This window comes from Streptomyces sp. NBC_00377, assembly GCF_036075115.1.
Taxonomy (GTDB): domain Bacteria; phylum Actinomycetota; class Actinomycetes; order Streptomycetales; family Streptomycetaceae; genus Streptomyces.
The window spans coordinates 6,530,142-6,548,510 of the sequence record NZ_CP107958.1 but is presented as its reverse complement, the minus strand read 5'-3'; the positions used below and the strand labels follow the sequence as shown (position 1 = coordinate 6,548,510).

The 18,369-nt window shown below is 67.9% G+C and carries 10 protein-coding genes; 7 read left to right on the top strand and 3 right to left on the bottom strand.

The window, feature by feature from the left end; all coding sequences use genetic code 11:
- Positions 1-107 precede the first annotated feature (107 nt).
- The 5 genes from OHS71_RS29060 to OHS71_RS29040 all read left to right on the top strand — a co-directional run bounded on the left by OHS71_RS29060 (position 108) and on the right by OHS71_RS29040 (position 11,948).
- The gene (locus tag OHS71_RS29060) at positions 108-1,388 is read left to right on the top strand and encodes a serine/threonine protein kinase (protein WP_328482273.1); all 1,281 of its coding nucleotides are present in this window, start codon (positions 108-110) and stop codon (positions 1,386-1,388) included.
- A 237-nt stretch (positions 1,389-1,625) separates the two neighbouring features.
- On the top strand, positions 1,626-4,550 hold the full coding sequence (locus tag OHS71_RS29055; protein ID WP_328482272.1) for a DEAD/DEAH box helicase: 2,925 nt from the start codon (positions 1,626-1,628) through the stop codon (positions 4,548-4,550).
- A gap of 74 nt (positions 4,551-4,624) precedes the next feature.
- Positions 4,625-9,901, top strand: a complete 5,277-nt coding sequence (locus OHS71_RS29050) for a class I SAM-dependent DNA methyltransferase (RefSeq protein WP_328482271.1) — start codon at positions 4,625-4,627, stop codon at positions 9,899-9,901.
- Complete coding sequence (locus OHS71_RS29045; protein ID WP_328482270.1) at positions 9,901-11,325, top strand: AAA family ATPase; 1,425 nt, start codon at positions 9,901-9,903, stop codon at positions 11,323-11,325. Before OHS71_RS29050 ends, OHS71_RS29045 begins: the two co-directional genes overlap by 1 nt.
- Positions 11,322-11,948 carry a DUF4276 family protein gene (locus OHS71_RS29040; protein ID WP_328482269.1) on the top strand — a complete coding sequence of 209 codons (627 nt, stop codon included), beginning with the start codon at positions 11,322-11,324 and terminating at the stop codon, positions 11,946-11,948. Before OHS71_RS29045 ends, OHS71_RS29040 begins: the two co-directional genes overlap by 4 nt.
- 28 nt (positions 11,949-11,976) lie before the next feature.
- Here the strand turns inward: OHS71_RS29040 and OHS71_RS29035 are convergent, their stop codons facing one another.
- The 3 genes from OHS71_RS29035 to OHS71_RS29025 form a co-directional block, all read right to left on the bottom strand.
- The gene (locus OHS71_RS29035) at positions 11,977-12,189 is read right to left on the bottom strand and encodes a DUF397 domain-containing protein (protein ID WP_328482268.1); all 213 of its coding nucleotides are present in this window, start codon (positions 12,187-12,189) and stop codon (positions 11,977-11,979) included.
- Positions 12,186-13,061: a helix-turn-helix domain-containing protein gene (locus OHS71_RS29030; protein WP_443047176.1), complete on the bottom strand. Its 876-nt coding sequence runs from the start codon at positions 13,059-13,061 to the stop codon at positions 12,186-12,188. Before OHS71_RS29030 ends, OHS71_RS29035 begins: the two co-directional genes overlap by 4 nt.
- A 108-nt stretch (positions 13,062-13,169) precedes the next feature.
- Positions 13,170-14,192, bottom strand: coding sequence for a hypothetical protein (locus OHS71_RS29025; protein ID WP_328482267.1), 1,023 nt, complete (start codon positions 14,190-14,192; stop codon positions 13,170-13,172).
- A 534-nt stretch (positions 14,193-14,726) separates the two neighbouring features.
- On the opposite strand from OHS71_RS29025, the gene OHS71_RS29020 reads away from it, so the two are divergent.
- On the top strand, positions 14,727-16,442 hold the full coding sequence (locus OHS71_RS29020) for a hypothetical protein (RefSeq protein ID WP_328482266.1): 1,716 nt from the start codon (positions 14,727-14,729) through the stop codon (positions 16,440-16,442).
- 305 nt (positions 16,443-16,747) lie between these two features.
- The gene (locus tag OHS71_RS29015) at positions 16,748-18,343 is read left to right on the top strand and encodes a hypothetical protein (RefSeq protein WP_328482265.1); all 1,596 of its coding nucleotides are present in this window, start codon (positions 16,748-16,750) and stop codon (positions 18,341-18,343) included.
- Positions 18,344-18,369: the final 26 nt, after the last annotated feature.

Below are 18,369 nucleotides of genomic sequence, written 5' to 3'. Positions count from 1 at the left end.
ACGGGTTCGGCCAGGAGGTTTCCGGCCTGTCGGTCGGCCTGATCGGCTAGCTTGTCATCCACCCGATTCGCCGCCTTCCACCGGCCGGACCCGACCCGAGGACAGAAGTGCAGACGACGCCGCTCAGCCCCGAGGATCCCGCACAGATCGGCGGCTTCGAGCTGTTGGGCCGGATCGGGCAGGGCGGGATGGGGCAGGTGTATCTCGGTGAGTCGCCCGGTGGCGAGCCCGCCGCGGTGAAGGTCATCAAGCCGTCGGTCGTCGACTCGACGTCCCGACTGCGTTTCGCGCAGGAGATCGACATCCTGAAGACGGTCTGGGGCGCGCGGATCGCTCAGCTCCTCGATGCGGACGCGGACGCGGAGCAGCCGTGGCTGGCGACCGAGTACGTGGAGGGACCGGACCTCGGCAAGCACGTGATGACGCACGGCCCGCTGCCCGCGCTGCTCGTCCTCTCGCTCGGCGCGACCATCGCCGAGGGCCTGGGCTACGTACACAAGCAGGGTCTGCTGCACCGTGACCTGAAGCCCGCGAACATTCTTCTCGGACCGAACGGCCCCAAGATCATCGACTTCGGTCTCGCTGTCTTCGCCGAGTCGAGCGCCTCCCTCACCGCCGCCAACACCGTCGTCGGCACCCCGTCCTGCATGCCGCCCGAGCAGGCCAACGGTGAGAAGCCGCTGACGAGCGCCGTCGACGTGTACGCACTCGGGACAGTGCTGCTGTTCGCCGCGACGGGGCACCTGCCGTATCGGGCGAACAACATCCATGTCCTCTTCCACATGGTGACCGATCCCGCGACGGTTCCCGATCTGACCGGTGCACCGCCCGAGCTGGTACCTCTGCTGACGTCCATGCTGTCCCACCAGGCGCAAGCCCGGCCCACGGTCACCGAGGTCGTCCAGCAGTGCCGCGCCCTGGTCGAGGCGCAGGGCATGAAACTCGCCCAGGCTCGCCGACGGCTCACGACCTACACCGCCGCGCCCCCGCAGGAATTTCCCACGCTGCTGCCGGCAGCGGTATCGGGCAGCGTCGTACCTTCGACCCTCGCTCCGCCCGATCCGGTGACACTGCCCCGTGACGAGCCACGGCCCGCGTTCCCGGACGAGCCCACCTCGGGGGCCGAGCCCACCCTGTTGCTGACGTCGCCGCACGAGACATCTCCAGCCGCGCCGCCCGCCCCGTCCGACCCGACGGTTCTGTTGCCGGGAAGCGCACACGACAAACGGGACATGCAGGATGAGATGGACCTAGGTGGCGCGCAGGCCGGGCCTCGGCGTGCGCATGGCACCGGTCGGCCCCCCGCCCGCTCCCTGCGCCACTCCGCACAGGCCAAGCGCACGGCCCAGCAGCTGCGCGAGGCCTACGCGGCGGGTGCCGCGTTCTGACCCTCTCGGCGCGCAGGCGCGCCACCGAGACGCCCCTTCACGCCTCGCCGAATCCCGACCTGCGGCCTCCCCGCACCGCGACGCCTTGACCTGCGGGTCTGCCCCGGTGAGGGTGGTTCACGCGCTTTGCCGCCGATACGGCACAGTGGAGCGGTACAACAGCGTGAGCGGTACGTCGGTCCGCGCCGGGCGGCGACCGCGACAACAGCACAGCACGACGGACACGGGAGGCAGCGGGTGACCGCCCAGCAGAGCAGCACCGCACCGGTGGGTTCCGGGGAGGACCAGTTTCCGGCAGGCGCGCAGGTCTTCGTGCGCGACGAGGTGTGGCTCGTGCGGAACTCCGTGCGCACCGAGCACGACGGCGCGAAGGTCGACGTGGTCGGCGTGTCCGACTTCGTGCGGGACCAGGAGGCCGTGTTCTTCACCGGCCTGGACACGATCGAGCTGATCGACCCCCGCCGTACGAAGCTGGTCCGGGACGAGTCGTCGAACTTCCGCCGCTCCCGTCTCTTCCTGGAGGCGGTCCTGCGCAAGACCGCGCTGCCGCAGTCGGAGCGCCGGCTGGCCCTCGCCGACTCGTTCCTCCTCGATTCCCTCCCCTACCAGCGCCGCCCCGCAGAGCTGGCCCTGTCGGGCCGCAACCTGCGCCCGCGGCTGCTGATCGCCGACGTGGTCGGTCTGGGCAAGACCCTGGAGATCGGTCTGACGCTGGCCGAGCTGATCCGGCGGGGGCGTGGCGAGCGAATCCTGGTGGTCACCCCGCAGCACGTCCTGGAGCAGTTCCAGCACGAGCTGTGGACCCGGTTCGCGATCCCGCTCGTACGACTCGACTCGGTCGGCATCGAGCGCATCCAGCGGGAGATCCCGGCGGGCCGGAACCCGTTCACGTACTTCAAGCGGGTCATCGTCTCGATCGACACCCTGAAGAACACCGACCAGTACAAGCACCACCTGGAGCGCATCAACTGGGACGCGGTCGTCATCGACGAGTCGCACAACCTGATCAACCGCGGCTCCCTGCGCAACCAGCTCGCGCAGATCCTCGCCCCGCGCACCGACGCCCTGATCCTGGCCTCGGCGACCCCGCACAACGGTGACGCCAAGTCGTTCGCGGAGTTGATCAGCCTCCTCGACCCGGCGGCGATCCGGGATCCGGAGCACTACCGCGCGGAGGACATCGAGCACCTCTTCATCCGCCGTACGAAGGTCAGCCCCGAGGTCCGCGAGCAGATGAAGGGCCAGTGGGCGGACCGCGGCCCCTCTCAGTCCGTTCGGTGTGAGGCCACACCTGCCGAGGAGAAGATCTTCGAGGAGCTGGCGGCGGTCTGGCTACCAGGCGAGAACGGCACGTCGGTGAGCGGTGTGCCCCTCTTCCCCTACACGCTGCTGAAGTCGTTCCTGTCCTCGCACGCGGCTCTGAAGGCGACGGTATCCGCACGCATCAAGACGCTCGAGAAGAAGAACGAGCCGACGGCGACCCGCGCCGAACTGGCCGCGCTGCGCACGCTCCAGGAGCTGGTGACACCGCTCACGGAGGCTGACTCCGCGAAGTTCACGGCGCTGGTCGAACAGCTGAAGGCGATCGGTGTCGGCCCGAAGTCGGACGCACGGGTGGTGGTCTTCTCGGAACGGGTGCAGACCCTGGAGTGGCTGCGTACGGTCCTGCCGGCGGCACTCGGTTTCCGGGGCCGCTCGGCCGAGGAGTCGACGCGGGTGATGCACGGCGGCCTGTCGGACGAGCAGCAGATGCAGTGCGTGGAGGACTTCGGCCTGGCGGACGCACCCGTACGCATTCTGCTGACCGGAGATGTGGCGTCCGAGGGCGTCAACCTGCACCGCCAGTGCCACCAGCTGGTCCACTACGACGTGCCGTGGTCGCTGATCCGCATCGAGCAGCGCAACGGCCGTATCGACCGTTACGGGCAGGCGCACCAGCCGCAGTTCCGCGCGCTGATCCTCACCAGTGAGGTGGAGGGGGCGAAGGACGACACGGTGGTGGCGGAGCGGCTGCTGGAGCGGGAGGACCAGGCGCACCGGGCGCTGGGCACGGCCGAGGCCGTGACGGGCCTGTACCGGGCGGAGGCCGAGGAGAAGTCCCTCATCCAGGATCTGCTGCGCGGCCGTACGGTGGACGAGTCGCTGGACGCGCGCCGGGCGGAGGCCGAGGCGGACGCGGCCATGGACGACTTCCTCGCAGACTTCTTCGGGTCGGTGGGCGACGCAGAACCGGGCGCGGAGGACACGGACCCGCCAGACGCCTACGGGAACGGTGCCGGAGCGTCGGCGCCGGGCGAGGCGAGTGCGAGCACGGGCAATGCGGCGGTGCCCCGGTTGTTCACGTCGACCGCCGAGTTCCTGGACGAGGCGCTGCGTGAGGTGTTCCCCGACGCGACCACCAGCCTGGACCTGCACCGGGACACCGAGTCGGGCCTGCTGTCCTTCCGCCCGCCCACCGACCTGGTGCACCGCCTCAAGGCGCTTCCGCTGGACTACGTGCGCGAACAGCGGCTGCGCGAGCGGCTGTTGGTGACCTTCAACCGCCGGCTGGCCGACCATTCCCTGAAGCGGGCCCGCGAGTCGTCCACGTCCAGCTGGCCGGAGATCTCTCTGCTCACGGATCTGCATCCGGTCGTGGAGTGGCTGACGGACAAGGTCCTGGTCCGTCTCGGCCGCCAGGAGGCTCTGATCATCACGGCCGACGTGCCCGAGCCGACGTACCTCGTGCAGGGCGTCTACTCCAACGCGCTGGGACGGCCGACCGTCGTCAAGTGGATGGGCGTCACGCGAGGTGGCACGGTCGAGGACGACATGGTGGGGCTGCTGCGCCGCTCCGGGGTCGGACCGACCATGGCCAACCCGATGCGTCACAGCGAGCCGGCGACCGCGCTGGAGGCCGGCATCCCCGATGCCCTGGCCGCCGCCGAGCGTTTCCTCGACCGGCACCGCGACGCCTGGGACGAGCCGCTGCGCAAACCGATCGACGACTACAAGGCCCGGCTGGGCGACTGGGAGCAGCCCACCCTCGCCGGGGAGCGGACGAAGAAGTCGCTCGCCTCACTGGCTGACTCGCTGCTGACCACCGGCCGCCCGCTGCTGCGGGTCCTCGCCGTCCTGGTCCCCGACCCGGAGGCGTCCGCGCCGGCGCCGTCCACGGCCTGAGCCGATGCCCGCCCACGGCCCGGACCCCGCCCGCCAGCTCCCCCGACCTGAGATTCCCTGAGAAGAGACCGGACATGACGTACGACTCCCTGGTCAACCGAGGAGACTACTTCTCGGCGCACTACCTCGCCGAGGTGCTGCCCAAGGACCTCAAGTCGGGCCTGCTCGCCACCTGGAAGCAGCGCGAGGACGAGGCGAGGGCGGAGGCCGAACGGGCGGCCGCGGCGGCGGCCGGAGGAACGTCGGAAACGGTGTCGGGGGATCCGGACTCCGACGACGTCCTGCCCGTCACCCCTCGCGTAGGCCTGCGTGACCTGCGCCGGCGCTACTTCCGGGCCCGTTCCTCCTTCGCGCTCCCCGAGGACGAGGACGGCACGGCGGCCGCCCAGGACACCGAGGACGACTCGGCGACATACGACTCCCCCGCCTGGGCCGAGCGGGTTCGCGCCCTGAACGCCGAGGTCCTGCGAGCGCTCGGCTACGACGCCAAGCCCCGCACTATGACGGTCACCCGCGCCGACCAGCCGTACGAGGTGCGGGTGGCGCACGCCGAGAAGGGCCTGGTCGCGGTCGACTGCGGCTGGGCCGCCGAACCGGACGCCGCCCTCGACCCGGAGGGCCCCGGCCGCCTGCTGGACCCCGTGCCGCTGGAGGGCCGCAACACCGTACCGACGGGCTCGAAGCTCGCCTCGTTCCTCTTCGCCTGCGAGGACGCGCCCCGTTACGTGCTGCTGCTGGTCGGCGGGGTCGTCGTCCTGGCGGACCGGACGGTGTGGGGCGAGGGCCGCTATCTCGCCGTCTCCCTGGACGCGGCCCTGCAACGCAACGACACCAAGGCGGGCGGCGAACTCGACACGATCGCCGCCCTGTTCGGCGCGGACTCGTTGCGCACTCCGGAGGAGGGCGGCGAGAACCCCCTCGCCGAACTCGTCGGCAAGTCCACCAAGCATGCGGTGGGCGTCTCCAGCGAACTCCGCGACGGTCTACGGCTGAGCGTCGAGCTGATCGCGAGCGAGGTCCTGGCCCGGCTGCGCGACCAGGACGTACGCCCCGAGGACATCGGCGAACTGGGCGACCTCGGCAAGCAGTTGACCCGCGAGTCGCTCCGCTACCTCTACCGCGTCCTGTTCCTGCTCTACGCGGAGGCCCGCCCCGAGCTGGGCATCCTGCCCGCCGACTATCCCGAGTACCAGCAGGGCTACGGCCTCGGCCGCCTCGGCGAACTGATCGCCGAACGCGACCTCGTCGACGAGAAGTCCCGGCAGGGCACGTATCTGTACGAGTCACTGGACCTGCTCTTCCGCAAGGTGCAGGAGGGCTACCGTTCCCGCCGCACGCACGGCCCCTCGGCCCTGGAGACGGACGGCGTCGAAGCGGACGCCAAGGCCAGCGAGGACGTGGGCCTGCGCTTCGAGCCGCTGCACTCCAAGCTGTTCGAGGCGGACTCGATCCGGCTGATCGGCCTGGGCGCGATCCCGCACCCGCACGACGACACCGACGAGGACGAGGACGACACCGACGGCGGCGGCATCGGTGCTCGTGTTCTGGACACCCGGCTGCGGAACGCCACCCTCTACAAGGTGCTGCGCCTGCTGATGATCACGCGCGGCAAGAAGGGCGAGCGCGGCGGCTTCATCTCGTACGCCCAGCTCGGCATCAACCAGCTCGGGGCCGTGTACGAGGGCCTGATGTCGTACAGCGGCTTCATCGCCGCCGACAACGAGGATCTGTACGAGGTCGCGAAGGGCGGCGACCCGAAGGACGGTTCCTGGCTGATCCCGAAGTCGAAGATCGACGACTATCCGCGCGACGTGTTCGTGTACCGCCGCGACGAGGAGACCGGAGAGGACGTCCGCGTCACCTACACCCCCGGCTCATTCGTCTACCGCCTCTCGGGCCGCGACCGCCAGACCTCCGCCTCGTACTACACCCCCGAGTCGCTCACCAAGGTCACCGTCCAACTGGCCCTCCAGCACCGCCTGGACCAGGACGGCACGACGACCGAGGCACGCGAGCTGCTCGACTGGAAGATCTGCGAGCCGGCACTCGGCTCGGGCGCGTTCCTCAACGAGGCCATCAACCAGGTCGCGGCGGAGTACCTGCGCCGCCGCCAGGAGGAGCTGGGCACACCGATCGACACGGAGAAGTACGCGGTCGAACTCCAGAAGGCCAAGGCGTACGTCGCCCTGCACAACTCCTACGGCGTGGACTTGAACGAGACGGCTGTGGAGCTGGCGGAGGTGTCGCTGTGGCTCAACACCATGCACCCCGGCATGGAGGCCCCGTGGTTCGGCCTGCACCTGCGACGCGGCAACTCACTGATCGGCGGCCGGCGTGAGGTCTACCCGCCGGAGAAACTGAAGAAGGCGGCCTGGCTCGGCACGACCCCGGAACGCTTCCCTCTGACGGAGGCGGGCCAGGGGCTCCCCTTGACGGTGACCGAGCGCACGACTCGGAGCGGGTCGGTGCAGCGGGTCGAGGAGAACGCCGTCCACCACTTCCTCCTCCCCGCGAAGGAGTGGGGCGCGGTCGCCGCCGAGAAGGAGGCGAAGGCGCTGGCCCCGGAGGCGGCGCGGACGCTGGGCAACTGGCGCAAGATGATCACACGGACCCCAACTACCAAGCAGGCCGAGCGACTTCAGGCGGCGGCCCGGCGGGTGGAGTTCCTGTGGGAGCTGGTCGTACGACGCCTGGAAATCTCCGAGCGGGACATCTCGCGCCGGATCGACGTCTGGGGCGCGGAGGACGGCTGGCTGCGGTCGCCGGAGGTCGCGGTCCAGCGGGAGAAGGTCGTCGCCGACCTGACGGCACCGGACACCCCCTACTGGCGCCTCAAAACCCTGATGGACGCGTGGTGCGCGCTGTGGTTCTGGCCGGTCCAGGAGGCTGGTCTGCTGGACGGTACGGCGGCGGTGTACGAGCGGGCGGCGGACGAACTCCCGTCGGGGGCTGCGGCGGAGGGCCTGCGGGCGGCCGACGAGTCCGGCGTCCTGATGTCCTGGGAGACGACCGACCTCTTCGGCGAGGTCACGGGGGCCGGTGAGCTGACGGCGGCCTCGGTGGAGCGTCGGCGTGCGGGTCGCCGCAAGGAGGCCATCGGGGGTGCGCGGAAGCGAGCGGTGGTTCCGCTGGCAGGGCTTGACGACTGGCTGGAGTTCGCGGAGTCGCTGGTCGGCACGGAGGATGTCCCGGCTGACTCGCTAGTGGCGGAGTTCGGGTCACTGGCGGAGCTTGAGCCTTATGAGGATGCGCTGCCGGACCTGATGGGGATGGAGCACTTCCAGCAGCTGGAGCTGCGGTTCCCTTGGGCGGGGGCTGCGGGGGATGTGGCGCGAGCGCAGGGGTTCTTCCACTGGGAACTGGACTTTGCGCAGGTGTTCGCGCGGGGTGGCTATGACTTGCAGGTGGGGAATCCGCCTTGGGTTCGACCGGATTGGCTGGAAGATGCCGTACTGGCGGAGCTGGAACCGTGGTTCAAACTTGAAGAGAAGCCGAGCACGACAGCATGGAGATTGCGGAAGGGTGAAATACTCGCCGATGTCGACTCGACGGCTACCAAATATCTTCTCGGTGAGCTTACAGCCAACACGGGAACAGTCGCAATGCTCGGGAGTATGGCAACTTACCCACTGATGTCTGGCACTCGGCCCGACCTCTACCGGGCATTCATGTGTCGAGCATGGGACAACCTGGGCGCGTCCGGAGCAGCGGGTCTAATCCATCCCGATACTCATTTCGGCGGAGAAAAGGAAAGACAGTTCAGGGCTTCCGCATACGCCCACTTGCGCCTGCACGCACAGTTCATGAACAAGATGAAGCTCTTCAGCGAGATCAGCGACAACGCGCTATTTGGTCTGCATATCTACGGGAATCGCCAGCGGATTTCCTTCAGGCATGCGAGCTGGCTTTTTGCACCAGAAACACTTCTCGATTCTTTCGGGCACGACGGGGCGGGGCCAGTTCCGGGTGTGCGACATAGAGGTGCATGGGATCTACGGCCGCACCGTGCGCGCCTGATTTCCGTGAACAGGGACAGATTGAGAAGCTGGCGGCGACTGACTGGAGACACCGAACTACCCCTCGCGCAAACTCGGCTTCTGTTCCCAGTCACGGCACTTGAGGAAGGCGCCATCGACGCTCTGGGTCGGACACAAAGCCGAGTAGGCACCTTGAGGCCCCGGATCAGCTCCGGCTACAACGAAAAGACAGGAAAAGAACAAGGCTATATCCGCTGGTCTAGTAAGACTGTAACTTCCCTGGAAGACGTTGTGCTTCAGGGTCCTCACTTCGGTGGCGCACTTCCATTCGCCAAGGAGCCCAAGATTCCCTGTCGGAGCAATAACGACTGGATTCCCCTGAATCTATCGGATCTTGAACCCGGTTTCGTCCCCAAGACGAACTACGTGCGCGCATGCGACCAAGATCGATACAGGGAAGCCCAGGACTCCTGGGACGGCCGCCGATATACAGAATATTTTCGCCTATCCTGGCGACGGATGATCCCTTTCAATAGCGAGCGCAGCCTATTCGCAGCTCTTCTCCCACCCGGACCCGCGCACGTCAATGCCGTCCATTCCATGGCCTTGGATAATAATCGCCTGACTGCCCTGAGCGCAGGTTTCTGGGCAGCCCTGCCATTGGACTACCTCCTGCGCATCACTGGGCGAGCAGATCTTCAGGCCGGGGGCGCACCGGACATGCCCGCCCCCACATCCGACCATCCCCTAGCGCACCCTCTCCTTCTTCGTACCCTCCGCCTGAACTGCTTGACCGGCATCTATGCTTCCCTCTGGCAGGAACTGTTTAGCGCCACCTGGCCCGGGTACGAAGGCTGGGCCAGGGAGTGGCCTGGTCTCGCACCTCTTTCAGGGCATCTCACGTCCACTTGGACCCACGCCACGCCTCTCCGCACCGAGTACGCGCGCCGCGCAGCCCTAGTCGAGCTGGACGCCCTTGTCTCCGTATGGCTCGGCATCACCGTCAATCAGATCGTCGCAATCTACAAGGGGCGCTTCCCCGTACTCGCGGAACGTGAAGCCGAGATGTACTTCGACGCGCATGGGCGCAGGGTGGCCCGCGACTCATACGCCTATGGCCATGGCCAGACCAAAGACATCTACCCCGCCCTCCTCGCTCATCTCGAAAGCCCGGACACCACACCGCCCCCCGAGGGATACCAACCGCCCTTCTACAAGGCGGACCGCGAAGCCGAGATGCGGGGTGCTCACGCGCACTTCCAAGCGCGCCTGGACGCCGAGATCGCCGCTGGTCGCTGGTCCCCGCCCGCACCCGCTTCCACACCTACGCTGAGCAGCGACGCGACACACGACTCGCTGGAGGTGGATGCCTGATGCTCACCCGACTGGAAGTCCACGGGTTCAAGAACCTGCTGGAACTGTCCATCGATTTCGGCCCCTTCACCTGTATCGCGGGCGAGAACGGCACCGGCAAGTCGAACGTGTTCGACGCGATCCAGTTCCTTTCCCTGCTCGCCGACAAGTCGATGATGGAGGCCGCCCAGGAGGTTCGTGGCGTACACGGAGAACGTCACGGTGATCCACGTGACCTCTTCTGGAAGGGTTTCGCCTCCGGCCATCACCGCATGCGGTTCGCGGCCGAGATGATCGTGCCGCTGGCGATCGAAGACGACTTCGGACGAGCCGCCAAGCCAACGACGTCCTTCCTCCGCTACGAGCTGGAGATCGGTTACCAGGAACCCTCAGGCTTGGACCGGTTCGGTCGGCTCACGCTTCTCCGCGAGAACCTGCGCCACATCACAAAGGGTGAAGCCAAGCAGCATCTGCGTTTCCCGCACAGTGCAGGCCAATTCCGCAACGCGGTCATCGCCGGTCATCGCAGCGGCGCACCCTTCATCTCGACCGACACGGATGCCACATCGGGCGAATCCATCGTCAAGATCCACCAGGACGGTGGCAGCCGGGGTCAGCCGAAACCCGCCGCCGCTTCACGCGCTCCCGCCACCGTGGTGTCCACCATCACCTCCAGCGACGACCCGACGATTCTCGCCGCTCGCCGTGAGATGGAGTCCTGGCGACGACTGGCTCTTGAGCCGTCAGCTCTGCGGAGCGCCGACCGATTCATCGACGCACAGGTGATGGGGGTCGACGGATCACACCTGCCGGCCGCTCTGTACCGCGTCGCGCACACCACGCCCAGCGGAGATCCCGAGCAGGTGTACGCACGGGTCGCCGGACGTCTGTCCGACATGACCGGCGTCCAGGTCCGGGACCTGGGAGTGGACCAGGACGAGGTACGTCAGCTACTCACCGTCCACGTACGTGAGCCGGACGGCATGATGCTCCCGGCCCGCAGCCTCTCCGAGGGCACTCTGCGCTTTCTCGCACTGTGCGTCCTGCTGGAGGACCCGACCGTTCGAGGCATGGTGTGCATGGAGGAACCGGAGAACGGCATCCATCCGGCGAACCTCATCCCCATGGTCGACCTCGTCAGAGATCTCGCCGTCGATCCCACAGCCGAGCCCGGCCCGGACAACCCGTTCCGGCAGGTACTCATCAACACCCACTCCCCCGGTGTCGTCCAGCTCGTGTCACCCGAAGACCTGCTCTTCGCGGAGACAGCCGTACACCGGCTAGAGGACAGCTCGACAGCTCGCGCGCTACGGCTGCGCCCGCTTCACGACACTTGGCGGGTCACCGAAGGACGGCGCGACTACGTGACCAAAGCCGACATCCTCCCGTACCTCACCACTCCGCCAGGAGCGCAGACCACACTCATCGACTGGGGTGCCGCGTGACCCTGCGGATCCTGTTCACCGGCGAAGGCACCAGCGATGACGGGCTTGTCCCGCATATCGAGGCGGTCGCCGCTTCTTCCGGCAAGGCGGTCTCGATCACGTCTCCGGACTTCGGTCGGCTGGGCTTCACGTCCTGCCACGCGGTCCCGGAGAAGTTGCGCAAGGTGCGTAAGTTCGGCGACGACTACGACTTGATCATCGTCCACCGGGACGCGGACGGGACATCCGGCGACGACCGCAGGGAAGAGGTCGCCAAGGCGGTCGCCGCCGAATGGCCCGGCCATCCCCACATCGCGGTCGTTCCCGTACGGATGCTGGAGGCATGGCTGCTCCTCGACGAGGCGAGCATCCGGCAGGTCGCCGAAAATCCGAACGGCCGGATGAAACTGAATCTCCCCACCGGAGTGGCAGCCGAGAAGGTCGTCGACCCCAAGAAGCTCCTCAAGGACACCCTGGCCGCCGCAAGCGGCTGTACCGGACGGCGCTTGGCAGGCTTCCAGAAGCGTTTCCCCCACCATCGCCACAAGTTGCTCGAACGCCTCGACCCCTACGGCCCGGTGTCCCAACTACCGTCCTGGCAAACCTTCATGGACGACCTCAAGGCAGCAATTCGGATGGTGTGAACCCGAACGGCAGGGTGCAGCCGCTGACTCAGCCGGTCTCCCCGACGGCGTACCCGACGAACGTCGCCCAGGCCCCCGGTCCGACGACCAGTCCCGTACGAACAGTGTCCTTGGAATCCCGCACGTGGATCCCGTGTGTGCAGGAGGCCACCTCCACACACTCACCACCGGCTCCGCCGCTGTAGCTGCTCTTGAACCAGTTGAGCTGGTCAGAGCTGTTGGCGGTCTCTTCGAGGCTCATACGTCTCCCAGCGACTTTGCGATGAAAGCCATGGACTCACGCGGAGTGAGGGCTTGCGCTCGGATAATTCCATAACGGGACACGATGCCGCGAACCTCTGTTCGCTCGCTCACGATTGTGCTCCGTCCCTGGGCTTCCAGGTAAGCGACTTGGTCTGCACCGTCTCTGTGCAGAACGACGAACGGCCCATCGACTCCTGCGTTGTCTTCCCTGTCCAAAGGCATGATCTGGATCTCCACGTTGCGGTAGGTGCCAACGAGCAGCAGCTGCTCCAGCTGTCCACGCATGACGGCGGCACCTCCCAGCGGCCGCCGCAGAACCGACTCATCGATAACGAAGCTCACCAACGGAGGCGGCTTCCGCTGGAAAACCTGCTGTCGGGCCAGTCGTGCAGCAACCCGCTGTTGGACCGTCACTTCATCCAACAGGGGGCGCCACATCTCGAACACTGCCTGCATGTACTCCTCGGTCTGAAGGAGGCCAGGGATCGCAAGAGTTCCGTACACCCACAGCTCAACCGCCTCCGCCTCCAACCGAGCCGCATCCCGGAAGAACGCCGGGTACTGCGCCCGCGCGACCTCCTCCTTCATCTCCTGCAAGACGCCACCCGCGTCCAGCAACCCATCCGCCACGTCGATGAACCGGGGCGACGGCACCCGCCTCCCCTGCTCGAACGCCGCGATCGTGGACGCCGAGTACCCGGTCCGCGACCCGAACTCGGTGCGTTCCAGACCCGCCCGCAGCCGGAACCGTTTCAGCTGGCGCCCGAAGACACGGAGGATGCCCGACCCTGGTTCCGACGACCCCGTCGCCTCCGTCTCGACGTCCGAGCCCCTGTCCACAGCCGCGGTTTCGTCCGGCTCCCGCACCAGTTCACTCACCCGTCCGCTCACCTCCACCGCCCGTACCGACCGATGCCCACGCTAGAAAGCACACGGTCACCACATCGCCGAACCTCGAAAGTTCACCAGAACAAGTGCTCAGGCGACCGAGCGTCGGGTCACTTCGACCTTGCGACGGCCTTTGCGTTCGTGGCACTCCCGGCAGAGTGCGTGCGGGTCATGCGTGCGGATCGCGCGTTCACAACCGTCGCAGCTGACCAGCGGGACTGGTCGCAGTGGGGACATCACCGTCGCCGTAGAGGAAGGCGCCGCTGGCAATGGCGGTGGGAGAAGGGTGGTCAGCCGGTATTCGAGGAGGCTTGCCGGGTGGCGGATGGGGTCGGCCTCGGACGGCAGGCCGGCGGTGAGCGTGCGGGTGATCTGGTCCGACGTCGCGGCACGGGCGAGCCAGGTCTCTACAGCGGGCACGAGCCGCTGGACGTCCCGTTCGGACAGCAGCAGCCGGGGATCGGCGAGCCGCAGCCGCGCGAGCAGGTCGGCCGCCGGGCCGGTGGACGCCGCGACGGGTTCGGGTGCCGCACGCCTCGTACGTCCAGAAGAAGCCTGCGCCGAGTCCGACCGCGAGACCTCCGCTGCCGCCGGAACAGCTCCCGGCCCCGGTGCAGACAGAACCTCACGCTCATCCCCGGCCACCGCATAGGTCGGGACAGCAGCAACAGCCGCCCCCGAACCGCCGCCCCGCACCGAGGCTCGTGCTACCCCCACCCCCGGGTGATCGAGAAAGAACGTACGCGTGGCGATACGCCCACCCCCGAGCGGCACCCGGCGACGGACCAGATACCCGGCCGCCTCCAGTTCCCGCAGCGCCTTGCCGATCGTCACCTCGCCCTCCGGAAAGCGCAGGCTCAGCGCCTTGATGGTCACGGAAGCGCCGTCCGGCAGGGACTGGATGTGCACGCCGATGCCGATCGCCGTGGCGGAGAGGCGAGGGTGCTGGGCCAAGTGGTTGCCGACGACGGTGTAGCGCTCGGTGTGGCGGTGCCGTACGTGGAGGACTCCGGCGCGGGGCGCGTCCGGCGGGAGCTCCGGAGGCGCGGGCGGAGAGTGCCGCTCGGGCAACGGGTACGCGGACACAGCCGCGTTAGACTGCGGGTCAGCCATTGGGAAGCGGGATTCTTCCTGTGTGGTCAGGCCCTCGCCGGGATTGCCGTCCTGCCGGGGGCCGTTCTCTGTCTGTGGTTGTGTGCGGCGACCGTACCCCACCCGCGCGACCACCTGACGGCCTCGTCACTCGAACGGGTGGCACCCCAACTCGCGCCCGCCCAGGCCGGGTTTGGTGGGGTCGGTAGTTTCCCCAAGGGCTTTGAAGGACATCACGGGCCACCGTGTCACGGGTTCCCGCGCCCCGGTGCCGAGCTGGGAAGACAACAGGCCACCCGGCTGCCCCTCGACGTCCCGTCACCCCCACTTAGAAGGAACTGCGGGGCATTAGGACCCCGTCCGCAGGAAGGATTCCCAGGCGGCTTCGGGCGGCGCGGAAGCGGTCCCGCGCCGCCGGTGCACCCACGCCCGGCACCAGCCAGGTCCGGGATCAGCTTGATGGATTCGAGCTAGGCCGCGGCATGTCGAGCCGTAGACTTCGGCAGCGAACGCCGACGCCGTCCGGCCGTTGCGCGCTCTTGGGGGAGGAATCGCATGCAGGACCTTTCGGACTCGATGGAGATCGCCGAGCCTGAGGAGAACGGCCAAAGCGATACCGCCGACTCACCTGCTGCGGACGATCCGACACCTGACTCCGACATCGACTCGACGACGGTATCGACGGTTCTGGTGGAGGTACTTCCAGGGGTTGCTGTCGTCTGCGGTGAGGTTCCCGCGGAACTGAGGGCCGATCTGCTCGACTTCGGAATCGTGCCGGCTGTCGACCGCAAGCAGATATCCACGCTCCTCGCCGCGATCGGAAACACGGCGACCGTGGCCGGCAACCTCGGAAACGCATTCGCCAGCGTGCAGGGGCTCTACAGGCTCGGCGCCGGGACGCAGGCCTGGCTGAATGCCGGCGCAACGCTTGCCGTGAAGGACGGCGCGAACCTCGGAGCAGTTTTCTTCGGCGGAAAAATAGTCGCTCAGGCCCGCCTTCTCCCCGTAGCTGCGGTGAGCACGGCACAGAACGCGGCCTCGATCGGGCCGGCGCTGGCCATGGTCGGCCTTCAGATGCAGCTGAGCGAGGTCACGGGTCTTGTCAGGACCAACATCGCGCTGACCAGCCAGGTACTCGCGGCCATCCGCAATGAGCAGTGGACCGAGCTGACGGGGCTCGTCACCACCATCGATCGCGCGGTCGACCACGCGCGGGAGATCGAATCGGTCCCCGCCTCCTTGTGGGACAACGTCGCGGGCAGTGAGGCCTCGCTGCGCAAGCAGCTTGAGCTGTACCGGCTGAACGTCCGTGGTCACGTCGGAGAGATCGAGGGGGCCGACCCGAGTCGCCGCCGTGAGTACCTCCAGACGAACGCCGAGGCGATCGTCTTCGACGCCAACGCCCTCCTGTCCTCCGTCAAGGCATGGACCGGATATCAGGCGCTGCGCGCCGGAAGGGCGAGAGCCGCTGGACGCGATGACGCCGACGAGGCGCGGCTCGTCGACGTCATCGCGCGCGACACCCGGGCGGAGTTCGACTCCGCTCTCACCGAGACGACGAACCTCGTCGGCGCGCTGACGCGAGAACTGCGGATCATCGCCGAGCTCCCAGGACCCGACACTTGGCCGCTGCCAGGGAAGCGGAAGGACGTGAAGGCGGCCCGCGACATCTCCGCCCGTCTCCTGGAAGCGATTGAGCCACTCGCCGACGTTCTCAGGCCGCCGGCTCCTCCACTCGGGGCGCCGGGCGTCGTCTGCGCACCCACATCGCTGGATTCCGGGCCGTATCTGCGCATCCTGCAATGGTTCCTCGATGACGGCGAGACCCTGCGTGTCCTCGGCTTCCCCGACCAGCTCGACGCCCTCGGTCCGATTTCCGCGATCCTCGGCGGGGCGAAGGAGAAGCTGGCGGCGGCGAGGGACAAGACCGCGGCGAAGACACTGGTGGCCGTCACGGATCGCCGCGTCATCACGGCCAGGACGAACACGTTCCTCGAGCAAGGCGAGATCCGTCAGGTCATCCCGATCGACCACGTGCGATACGTCCGAGCGGCGACGACCCAGGACAAGAACGCGCGCTTGGCCATCGACCTCATCACGCGCGACGAGAACATCCGGTGGCTCTTCCACTCCGACATCGAGAACGCTCAAGTGGACGCGCTCGCCGCCGTGCTCGCCGAGTCGATGGCGATCCCTGACGTGGAACGCGACGAACTTCAACGGCGGGGCCACGTCCCCATCGAAGCGGGCCAGAAGAGACGAGAGCACTGACACGAGATCCACGGAGCCGAGTGGGTCAGGGGCCACGCCCCAGGATGCCGAGTAGGCCACGAGCCCATTGACCGCCGTTCACGTCTCCTCGCGTGGCACCAGGATCCGGACCGCGTGGCCTGGATCCGCGCATCGCCCATGGTCACGATATGTATGAGGCCATATGGATTGTCAGATCCCATGGATAACCTGTCGGCGTGTACGACATGACGGACCCGGCCGCCGCTCGTCGGGCAGCGAAGGCCGCTGAACAAGAGCGCTTGAGACGTGCGCGTGAACGCCGGGAGAGCCAAGGCTCCTCAGCCGTGAGCGGTTTCGTCCAGCGCAAGTGGCGTTGGCTCGGCGTCGGGGGCGGCGAGGCGGTCGAAGCCGTGCTTGCCATGCTCACGGAGACGGTGGCCGCCGCCGGGGTACCCGAGGCGGACCGGGCGGTCCTCACGCAGGCCCTCGAAGGTGATCCTGACCGCGAGACCCTGTTGCCCGCGGTGCAAACGGCACTACGTCTCCTGCCGCCGGAGTCGGTCCTCGGCCATCTGCGGAGCCTCTGGGCCGGCGGTGTTCGATGGCTCAACGAGGCGGGCCTGGAGCGGTGCAGGGTGTTGTGCTCGACGGCGCCCAGCCTGGACCTGATGAGCAAGCGCTCCCACGCGCTCTCGGGCGGACCCGCCTTCAGCCTCTTCGCGACCGCGGCCACACGCGGCGCGATACCGGTGCCGAACCGGTTTCTCGACGAGCTTCTCGCGTGGGCGCCCCTGTCCGTCATCGACGATCTGATCGACCACGGTGGCCTCATGCCCGAGGACGCTCCCTGGACGAGCCGGGACGAGCGGGAAGGCCTCTATCTGCGCGCACGCCTCGCCCCCGCCAAGGTGACCGCCGAGCAGGCCGAGCGCCTCGCGTGGGAGGCCTATCTCCGCCGACGATCCTTCCTGCGCGGTGAGACCCTCGTCCGCCAGGAACCGGACGACGTGTGGGACCTGTTGTACGACGTCGTCATGGCCGGCGACGTGACGGCCATCGACGCACTCGACGCCGCCCTGCCCCGGCCTCAGCAGATCGAGCTTCGCGACCTCAAGTCGGGCGCGCTGTCAGGGCAGTGGCCGCCGAGCATGACCGAGGACCGAGGGCTCTGGCCGCTGATGGCCGCCCTGTGGCGCCCGAGGGACCTCGTCGACGCCGGACGGAGTCCGTTCTACGCCCTCGTCGCCCTGAACCGCGCCTACGACCTCGTGAAGGACGGCGACCTGGACGCGGCGGCCCAGCAGGCCTACTCCCTCACCCGGAGCAGCGTGGGCAACCGCAAGGTTCCCGCCGACCTGGTACAGGAGGCCCACGCCATCGCGGCGTACGCGGCCGTCGGTCAGAGCGAGCGGCTCGATTCGCCGGCGGTACGGGACAGGCTGCTCGACTCCGCCGAGGAGCACGCCGAGAAGGCCGCCGCGCAGGGAGGGGCCGTCGCCGAACGCAACGTCCGGCTCCTTCGTTCCTGGCGGGGGACGAAGAGGAACGACCGCGGTCCGTTCAGCAATCCGTTCCTGGAGATCGGCCTGGATCACGGCGCCGGCGGGTGGGAGGAGCGCTGCCGCGACATATTCCGGGAACGCGAGGGCGACGCAAGGGCCCAGTCGGAGCTGAACATGGCCGAGGAACGCATCCGTGGCGCGCTGCGCGGCGAGGCGGGCTGGGGCGTCTTCTACCAGCTGCCGCTCGACCGGTCGCGATACGACCTGCCCTCCGAGGTGCCGCGCCAGTTGGTGCCCCCCGTGGAAGCGCTGCCTCGCCGGACGCAAGTCACCAGCGGCGGCGAGCTGGAGGCCATCCGCGCCCGTGCCGCCGTCGAGTTGCTCGACGAATTCCGGACCACCGTCCCGCGCGTCGATCGCCACACTTCCACCCACTGAACCAGCCGACGTCGTCGACCGCCCCA